Genomic DNA, 8,683 nt, shown 5'->3' with positions numbered 1-8,683 from the left:
AGCATCGCCGCCCGGCCGCGGATAGCATCCTGGGTCCGGCCCATCTCTCTCGCGATAACCGTCACGGGTTCGCGAGAGACGACGCGCCGGCGCAGCTCAGCGTCCGCCTCCTGCGTCCAGCGCGCGCCCTTTCGCCCGGTCATATCGCCCTCAAGGGTGCAGGTGGTGATTATCCTCGCACGCTTCGGCCAGCGCCTCGGTCTGGATCGTGCAATGCTCGATGCCGAACTGGCGATCGAGCGTATCTGCGACCGCCTTCCTGACCGCATCGGCATCGGCGCCTTCGGCGAGGGTGACGTGCGCGGTGCAGGTGATGTCGTCCGACGACATCGACCAGACGTGAAGGTCGTGAACCCCGGAGACGCCGGGAAGCCCGGCGATTCCCGCGCGCAGCTCGGGTAGCTTGATCCCTCCGGGGACGCCTTCCAGCAGGACGTTGGTGGTATCGCGGAGCAGCACCCAGGTTCGTGGCAGTACCCATAGCCCGATGCCCACTGCGACGATCGGATCGACCCACGTCCACCCCGTGAAGCGGATCGCAACCGCGCCCGCGATCACGCCGATCGAGCCGATCATGTCCGCCCATACCTCGAGGTAGGCGCCCTTGACGTTCATGCTCGCGTCCTTGCCCGACGTCAGCAGCTTCATGGATACGAGGTTCACCACGAGCCCGATCGCGGCGACGATCATCATGCCGGTCGACTGGACGGCTTCGGGTTGACGGAAGCGCTGGATGGCCTCCACCAGCACGTAGATCGCTACCGCGAACAGCAGCAGCGCGTTGAAGGCCGCGGCGAGGATCTCGAACCTCTTGTAACCGAACGTCCGCTTGTCGTCGGCCGGCTTCTGGCCGAACCGGATCGCCATCAGCGCGATCACCAGCGCGGCGACATCGGTCAGCATGTGCGCCGCGTCGGACAGCAGGGCGAGGCTGTTGAAGACGAACGCGCCGACGACTTCGGCGACGAGATAGGCGGTGGTCAGCGCCAGCGCCCACCCCAGCATCCTGGCGTTGGCCCCGGCGGTATGATCGTGGGCGTGTCCGCCCGCTGCATGGTCGTGCATCGTCTGGTCTTTCAATGGGCCGGAGCGGGGAGGGGGGGCAGTTCGAGATGGTCGCTCGACGGTGCCGGCAGCGTGCGCGCGCCGAAGCGCGCGTAGAGCGTCGGCAGCACGAACAAGGTCAGCAGCGTCGCCGAGATCAGGCCACCGATGACGACGGTGGCGAGGGGCTTTTGCACCTCGGCACCGGCACCATGTCCCAGCGCCATCGGCACGAAGCCGAGCGAAGCGACGAGCGCGGTCATCGCCACCGGCCTGAGCCTGGCGAGTGCCCCTTGGTGCGCCGCCACGGCCCGATTCACGCCGGTACGCATCAGGTCGTGGATGGAAGACACCATGACCAGCCCGTTGAGGACGGCGATACCCGACAGCGCGATGAAGCCTACAGCTGCGGAAATCGAGAACGGCATCCCACGCAGCACCAGCGCCAGCACGCCGCCCACCAACGCCAGCGGCACGCCGGTGAACACGATCAGCGCGTCCCGCACCGAACCGAGCGCTCCGTAGAGCAACAGCATGATGACGGCGAAGCAGATCGGCACGACGATGGCGAGCCGGTCCCGCGCCGACGCCAGGTTCTCGAACTGTCCGCCCCATTCGAGATAGGTGCCGGCAGGCAGTTTCACCTGGGCGTCGATCGCAGCGCGCGCGTCGGCGACGACGCCCGCCACGTCGCGGTCGCGGACGTTCGCCTGCACCACGACACGCCGCTTGCCGTTCTCGCGGCTGATCTGGTTGGGGCCGTCGACCACGGCGATATCCGCAACAGTCGACAGCGGCACGAAGCCGCCGCTGGCTGTCGGCACGGGCACCTGCGCGACCGCAGTCAGGTCGGAGCGTGAGCTTTCCGCCATCCGGATCACGACGGGGAAGCGTCGATCCCCCTCGAAGATGACGCCCGCCTGTCGTCCTCCGATCGCCGCGGCGACCGTGTCCTGCACGTCGCCGGCCGTCACCCCGACCCGCGACATGGCGGTGCGGTTGGGGCGGATATCGAGCATCGGGAGCCCCTCGGTCTGCTCGACCCGCACGTCTGCTGCGCCTTGTGTCCGGCGCAGGATGCCGGCGATGCGATTGGCGGTCGCGTTCATCTCGCCGAAGTCGTCGCCGAAAACCTTGATCGCGATGTCGCCGCGCACGCCCGCGATCAGCTCGTTGAAGCGCATCTGGATCGGCTGGGTGATCTCGTAAGCGTTGCCCGGCAGAGTAGAGAGACGCTTTTCCAACCGCTCGACCAGCGCCTCCTTGGACAGGCCGGGGTCGGGCCATTCCTTCTTGGGTTTCAGGATGACGAAGGTGTCGGTCGCGTTCGCCGGCATTGGATCGGAGGCGATCTCCGACGTGCCGGTGCGCGAGAAAGCGAACCGAACCTCCGGCGCCTTGGCGAGCGCCTTTTCGACCTGGAACTGCATCGCCTGGCTTTGGTCGACCGACGTGCCGGGGATGCGGACGGCCTGCACGAGGACGTTGCCTTCATCGAGCTGGGGCAGGAACTCTTGGCCCAGGGTGGTGAAGGCGACGCCGGCGAGCGCCAGCGCGCCGATCGCGACGCCGATCGTCAGGCTCGGCCGGCGCATGGCCGCGTCGAGGCCCGGTTCGTAGCGTTGCCGCAGGAACGCCACGACGCGGCTTTCCTTCTCTTCCACCCGCTCGCTGAGCCAGATGGCGATGGCCGCGGGCACGAAGGTCAGCGACAGGATGAAGGCGAAGACGAGCGCGATGATGACGGTCAGCGCCATCGGCTCGAACATCTTGCCCTCGACGCCGGTGAAGGTGAGGAGCGGCGCATAGACGAGGATGATGATCGCCTGCCCGTAGACCGACGGGCGGATCATCTCGCGGGCGGACGCAGCGACCAGGCCGAGCCGCTGTTGCATCGTCAGCTCGCCCTCGCGACCGTGTTGGGCCTCGGCAAGGCGGCGTAGCGCATTCTCGACGATGATGACGGCACCGTCGACGATCAGGCCGAAATCGAGCGCGCCGAGACTCATCAGGTTCGCCGACACGCCGGCTTCCAACATGCCGATGCTGGTGAGCAGCATCGTGATGGGGATGACGAACGCGGCGATCAGCGCCGCCCGGAAATTGCCGAGCAGCGCGAACAGGACGACGATGACCAGCACCGCGCCTTCGGCAAGATTGCGGGCGACCGTGGCGATGGTGGAGTTCACCAGCTCGGTTCGGTTCATGACCGGCTTCACCACCACGTCGACGGGCAGCGATCGGCCGATCTGCGTCAGCCGCTCCGCGACGCCCGTCGATACGGTCCGGCTGTTCTCGCCGATCCGCATGACCGCGGTCCCGACCACGACCTCATGGCCGTTCTCGGATGCCGAACCCATGCGCAGTGCCTGGCCGGTGCGGACGGTCGCGATCTGGTTGAGCAGGATCGGCACGCCCTCGCGCGTGGCAACGACGGTTCGGGCAAGCTCGTCGGCATTGCGCACGCGGCCGTCCGAGCGGACGGCAAGTCCTTCGCCGTTGCGGTCGACGACGCCCGCGCCGGCGCTGGTATTGTTGCGGTCGAGCGCGGTCGAGAGATCCTGCAGCGTGAGGCGCATCGCGGCCATCCGCTGCACATCGGGGACGACGAGATATTCCTTGGTGTAGCCGCCGAGTGAGTCGACGCCGGCGAGCCCCGCCGCACTCTTGAGCTGTGGCGTGACGATCCAGTCCTGCACCGTGCGCAGATAGGTCGCCTTGTCGGCATCGCTGACGAGGTGATCGCCTTCGGGCGTGATGTAACTGCCGTCGCGTTGCAGCCCGGGTTCGCCGTTGCGATGGTGGACCTGATCGAGTTCACGATATTCGACCGTCCACATGAAGATGTCGCCGAGCCCGGTCGCGATCGGCCCCATTTCCGGGTTCACGCCTTGCGGCAGATCTTCCTCAGCGGTGCGCAGTCGCTCCGCGACCTGCGCCCGCGCAAAGTAGATGTCGGTCTTTTCGGTGAAGACGGCGGTGATCTGCGCGAAGCCGTTCCGACTGAGCGAACGGGTATATTCTAGGCCCGGGATGCCGGCGAGCGCCGTCTCGACGGTGAAGGCGACCTGCTTCTCGATCTGGTCGGGCGATAGGGCAGGAGCGACGACGTTGATCTGCACCTGGTTGTTGGTGATGTCGGGAACGGCGTCGATCGGGAGCTGGCGCAGCGCGCCGATCCCGAGCAACGCCGCGGCGATCGTGAGGAGCAGGACCAGCCAGCGCTTCTCGACGGAGAGGGTGACGATGCGACCGATCATGGCTCAGTCCTCGTCCTCGGCCGTGCCTTTGCCGAGTTCGGCCTTGAGCGTGAAGCTGTTGGTGGATGCGATCCGCTCCGAGCCGGTGAGGCCCGACGTCACGACGACCTGACCGCCGTTGGTCCGGCCGAGTGTCACCGGGGTCGCGCGGAAGCCGGTCGGGGTGCGGACGAAGACGAACGGCTTGTCCTCGATCATCTGCACCGCGGCCGATGGCACGGCGACGGTGCGGTCCCCGCTGGCGGGCACGAGGATCGACACGTTGACCGTCTCGCCGACCCGCCACGTGCTGCCGGCATTGTCGAGCGTCGCGATCACCGGCACCAGTCGGGTGGTCTCGTCCAGCACGGGCGAGACGAACGTCACGCGTCCCTCTTGGCGACGGCCGGGAGCCGTCACCTCGACGCGCGCACCCGGCTTCACCCGACCCGCATCGTTCGGCACCAGCGACGTCGTGACGGTGACTTTGGAGAGGTTGGCGACGCGGAACAGTTCGGCGTCGGCCGCGACCGTCTGGCCGAGCGTGGCGGACCGCGCGATGACCTGACCGCCGATCGGCGAGCGCACGGCGATGCGGTTGAGCGCACCACCCCCGCTACCGGTCGCCGACAATTGCTGCTGGGCTAGGCGCAGTGCGATGCCGGCTTCCGTGGCGGCCGTGCGCGCGGCGACGAGATCCTGTTCGGGCGATACGCGCTCGGCGAACAGGCGTTGCTCGCGGCGCAGGTTCGATTGAGCGAGGGCGGCGCGCGCGCGCGCCGCTTCCACCTCGGCCTTGAGCGAGGCCGCCTCCCGGCTCTCGATGATCGCGAGCGGATCGCCGCGCCCGACCGACTGGCCGAGATTGCGGGTCAGCGAGACGAGCCGTCCTCCGACCGCTGCCGACACCACCTGGACGCCCTGCGGGTCGCCCTCGATCGTCGCCGACAGCTCGATCGCGCCGGCTTCGCCGCCTACGGTCGGCCGCGTGACCTCGATACCGGCGTCCGCGACCTGCTGGGCGGACAGCGTGACGATATCCTTAGGGGCCTCCTTGCCCTCGGCACCTTCGGCCGCCTCCGTCTTTTCGGCGCCGGCATTGCCGCCTGCCTCGCTCCCGCCCTTGCCGCACCCGGCCAGGAGGATCGCCAGTGTCACGGGCGCGAGCGCCCGCACGATGTTCTTCTTCATCGGTCGTTTTCCTCGCGCGAGGGCGCCGCGGCAACGAGCCGTTCCAGGCGTGCCTTGGCGTCATGATAGGTGGCGAGCGCGTCGATCGCGGCAGTGCGCGTCTCGGACAGGGTGCGTTCGGCATCGAGAAGGTCGAGCTGCCCGAACTTGCCTTCGCGGTAGCCGATCCGCGCGATCCGCGCGGCCTCGGTCGCGGATGCGAGTGCCGGTCCGCTGGCGTTGCGGGCGGACGTGGCCGCATTCGCCACCTCGACCTGGGCGCGGGCGATGTCCTGCGCCGTGTCCAGCTCGGCCGCACGCCGGAGCGCCTGTGCCTGATCGCTCTGCGCGCGCGCCTGCGTCACGCCCGCGCGACCGTTGTTGAAGAGGGGAATCGGGATCGACACGCCGAACACCGCGGCGACGTCGTTCGTCGCTTCGAGACGCCGCGCGCTGGCGCTGAGCGTCACGTCGGGAATGCGCTGCGATCGGGCAAGCCTGACCTGGGCCTCGGCGCTGGTTGCATCGGCGCGCGCTGCGGCGAGCGCGAGCGTGCCGGCCGGTGCGATCGGCTGCGCCGGCCCATAGCCCTCGACGCGATCGTACCATGCCATGTCGAGGACGCCGGTGACGGGCTGCCCGATCCGGCGCGCCAGATTGTCGCGGGCGACGTCGGCAAGGCGCTGCGCGCGCTCCACGGCGGTCTCGGCGTTGATGCGCAGCACGTCGGCTCGCTGCTGTTCGAGCGGCGAGGCACGCCCGGCCTGCACGCGAACCCCGGCCGCACGCAATGCCTCGCGAGCGATGCCCGCCTGTTCGCGCGCGGTGACGAGACGCCGTTCCGCCGCAGTGGCCTCGATATAGAGTTGGGTGACGGCGAGACGTAGATCGGCCTCGGCAAGGGCCGAGCCGATCCGGGCGCGATTGCCGATCGCGTCGGCGACGGCGATCCGCGCCGAGCGCTTGCCCCCCAGCTCGATCGGAAACGCCAGCCCTGCCGTCGTCTCGGCGCTGCGCACGCCGCGGTACTGGCCGCTGCCGGCGATATTCTCGGTTTCGGCGACGATCGACGGGTTGGGACGATAGCCGGCAACGGTGCGACCGGCCTCGGCCGCGCGCACCCCCGCTGTCGCTGCTTCGAGCGTCGGCGCGGCTGCGCCGGCAAGCGCCAGCGCGCGTTCGAGCGTGAGCGGGGGACTGGTCGATGCCGGCTCGGATGATTGCGCGTGCGCGATCGACGCGCACGACGCCACGGCCAAAAGGGCCGCGATAAAACGCTGCATGGGTAACGGACTCCTGACGAACGCTGGATTCCGCGCGGGCGTGCCCGGCGGAGCTTAGACGTCGCTCAGGCTTGGGGTGGTCGAAGCGCCGGGTCCGAAGGTGCGCGCGGCATCGGACCCTTGTCCCATGCCGACAGGGCTACGCGCAGTCCGGTGACGGACGCCACGGGATCGGGCGCCATCGGAACGCCGATATCGTGGCCGTGGCATCCACCATGATGATGCGGATAGCCCTTCTGGCTATCGGCCGGCACCTGATCGCCATCGCCATCGGCATGGCCGATCGACGTCACCGTGGACACCTCGACGCCCGGCCCCTCGGCCGCGTGCGCGACCGATCCGAACCCGAGCGACAGCACGAGCATCAGACAGAGGAAAAGGGCCGACAAACGGTGCATCGACCCTGCCCGTAGCAGTTTACCGGCTGCCATGTAACGATCCCTGGAAATCGACGGGCGCGGAAGGCGGGAAGGACCGCAACTCAGCACGGGCCTGCCGCATGATCTGGATGCCGCCCGACAATCCCAGCGCGGCCATCAGCGCCGCGACGACAAGATCGGGCCAGGCACTGTTCAGGCCGAAGACGCCGCCCGCGGCCAGGACGACCGCGATGTTGCCGATCGCGTCGTTGCGCGAGCAGATCCAGACCGATCGCATGTTCGCGTCGCCCTCACGGAAACGGTAGAGCATGACCGCCACGATGAAATTCGCGATCAGCGCGGCGATGCCGACGATCCCCATCACCTCGGCGTGGGGCGCGGCGCCGTAAACGGCCGCCCAGCCCGCGGCGGCGAGAACATAGAGGCCGAGCAGCGCGAGAGTCGCCCCCTTCAACATGGCCGCACGGGCGCGCCACGCTATCGCCATTCCCGCGACGCCGAGGCTGATCGCGTAATTTGCGGTGTCGCCGAAGAAGTCGAGCGCGTCGGCCTGGAGCGCCTTCGATCCGCCGGTGATACCGGCGACGATCTCGACGCCGAACATGGCGCCGTTGATCGCAAGCGCAATCCACAGCGCGCGCCGCCATTTCGGGTCGTTGAAATTGCCCGCCTTGTCGGACGCGCAGCTCGTGCAGGCCATGTTTCCGCCACCTCGATAGAATCGATCCGGCAGCCTATATGCACCCTCTAGTCACTAGAGGGTCAAGCGCCATGTCCGGCCAACTGACGATCGGAAAACTGGCCGGGGCGACCGGCACCAAGGTCGAGACGATCCGCTATTACGAGCAGATCGGCTTGCTGCCGGCGCCAGCGCGATCCGCTTCGAACTACCGGACCTATGACGCCGGGCATCTTCGCCGCCTGTCGTTCATCCGGCGCGCGCGCGATCTCGGCTTCTCGATCGACCAGGTGCGGGAATTGATGGGGCTTGCCGACCGGCGCGACCAATCCTGCATGGCTGTCGACGTCATCGCCAACCAGCACCGCGATGCGATCACCCGCAAGATTGCCGACCTGACGGCGTTGGCCAGCGAGCTGGATGCGCTGATCGATTCCTGTAGCCGCAACACCGTCGCCGACTGCCGGATCATCGAAGCCCTGGCTCCAAGCGTTTAGTGAAGCCGGCGCGGAGACAGCATTAGACAAGCTCCGTATATCCACTATGCTGGATACATGGAAAACGACTCAGCTATCGTTGCGCTAGGCGCACTTGCGCAGAGCACGCGCCTCGACGTGTTCCGGTTGCTGGTGCGTCACGAGCCGGACGGCATGGCCGCAGGCGATATCGCCCGCCAGCTCGACGTGCCGCAGAACACCATGTCGGCGCATCTTGGCATCCTCGCGCGCGCCGGCTTGGTCCGCTCCGAACGGCATAGCCGCTCGATCATCTACCGTGCCGATCTGGACGGCCTGCGCACATTGACGCTGTTCCTCGTCAAGGATTGCTGCGCCGGCAATGCGGCGCTGTGCGCGCCCCTTGTCGCCGAACTCACCCCCTGCTGCTGAA

At 68.0% G+C, this 8,683-nt stretch carries 8 protein-coding genes; 2 read left to right on the top strand and 6 right to left on the bottom strand.

All coding sequences use genetic code 11. The annotated features are described in order from the left end of the window. Nucleotides 1-150 precede the first annotated feature (150 nt). The 6 genes from ILT43_RS19360 to ILT43_RS19335 form a co-directional block, all read right to left on the bottom strand. Nucleotides 151-1,065, bottom strand: a complete 915-nt coding sequence (locus ILT43_RS19360; RefSeq protein ID WP_184040658.1) for a cation diffusion facilitator family transporter — start codon at nt 1,063-1,065, stop codon at nt 151-153. Nucleotides 1,066-1,076: 11 nt separating this feature from the next. Next, nucleotides 1,077-4,304, bottom strand: a complete 3,228-nt coding sequence (locus tag ILT43_RS19355; protein ID WP_184040661.1) for an efflux RND transporter permease subunit — start codon at nt 4,302-4,304, stop codon at nt 1,077-1,079. A 3-nt stretch (nt 4,305-4,307) separates the two neighbouring features. After that, the gene (locus ILT43_RS19350) at nt 4,308-5,474 is read right to left on the bottom strand and encodes an efflux RND transporter periplasmic adaptor subunit (RefSeq protein WP_184040664.1); all 1,167 of its coding nucleotides are present in this window, start codon (nt 5,472-5,474) and stop codon (nt 4,308-4,310) included. Beyond that, entirely contained in the window at nt 5,471-6,736 is a 1,266-nt protein-coding gene (locus ILT43_RS19345) for a TolC family protein (RefSeq protein ID WP_184040666.1), read from the bottom strand. Before ILT43_RS19345 ends, ILT43_RS19350 begins: the two co-directional genes overlap by 4 nt. A 65-nt stretch (nt 6,737-6,801) precedes the next feature. Continuing rightward, nucleotides 6,802-7,134 carry a hypothetical protein gene (locus tag ILT43_RS19340; protein ID WP_204200600.1) on the bottom strand — a complete coding sequence of 111 codons (333 nt, stop codon included), beginning with the start codon at nt 7,132-7,134 and terminating at the stop codon, nt 6,802-6,804. Between the two features lie 19 nt (nt 7,135-7,153). Beyond that, nucleotides 7,154-7,816, bottom strand: coding sequence for a cation efflux transmembrane domain-containing protein (locus ILT43_RS19335; protein ID WP_184040671.1), 663 nt, complete (start codon nt 7,814-7,816; stop codon nt 7,154-7,156). 71 nt (nt 7,817-7,887) lie between these two features. On the opposite strand from ILT43_RS19335, the gene ILT43_RS19330 reads away from it, so the two are divergent. Together ILT43_RS19330 and ILT43_RS19325 are read left to right on the top strand one after the other, a co-directional pair. Then, nucleotides 7,888-8,292, top strand: coding sequence for a MerR family transcriptional regulator (locus ILT43_RS19330; protein ID WP_184040674.1), 405 nt, complete (start codon nt 7,888-7,890; stop codon nt 8,290-8,292). A gap of 57 nt (nt 8,293-8,349) precedes the next feature. After that, nucleotides 8,350-8,682, top strand: coding sequence for an ArsR/SmtB family transcription factor (locus tag ILT43_RS19325; protein WP_184040676.1), 333 nt, complete (start codon nt 8,350-8,352; stop codon nt 8,680-8,682). Nucleotide 8,683 lies beyond the last annotated feature (1 nt).

Source organism: Sphingomonas longa (assembly GCF_016892685.1).
GTDB classification, from domain to species: domain Bacteria; phylum Pseudomonadota; class Alphaproteobacteria; order Sphingomonadales; family Sphingomonadaceae; genus Sphingomonas; species Sphingomonas longa.
The sequence above is the reverse complement of the archived record's forward strand: the minus strand, read 5'-3'. Positions and strand labels throughout refer to the sequence as shown.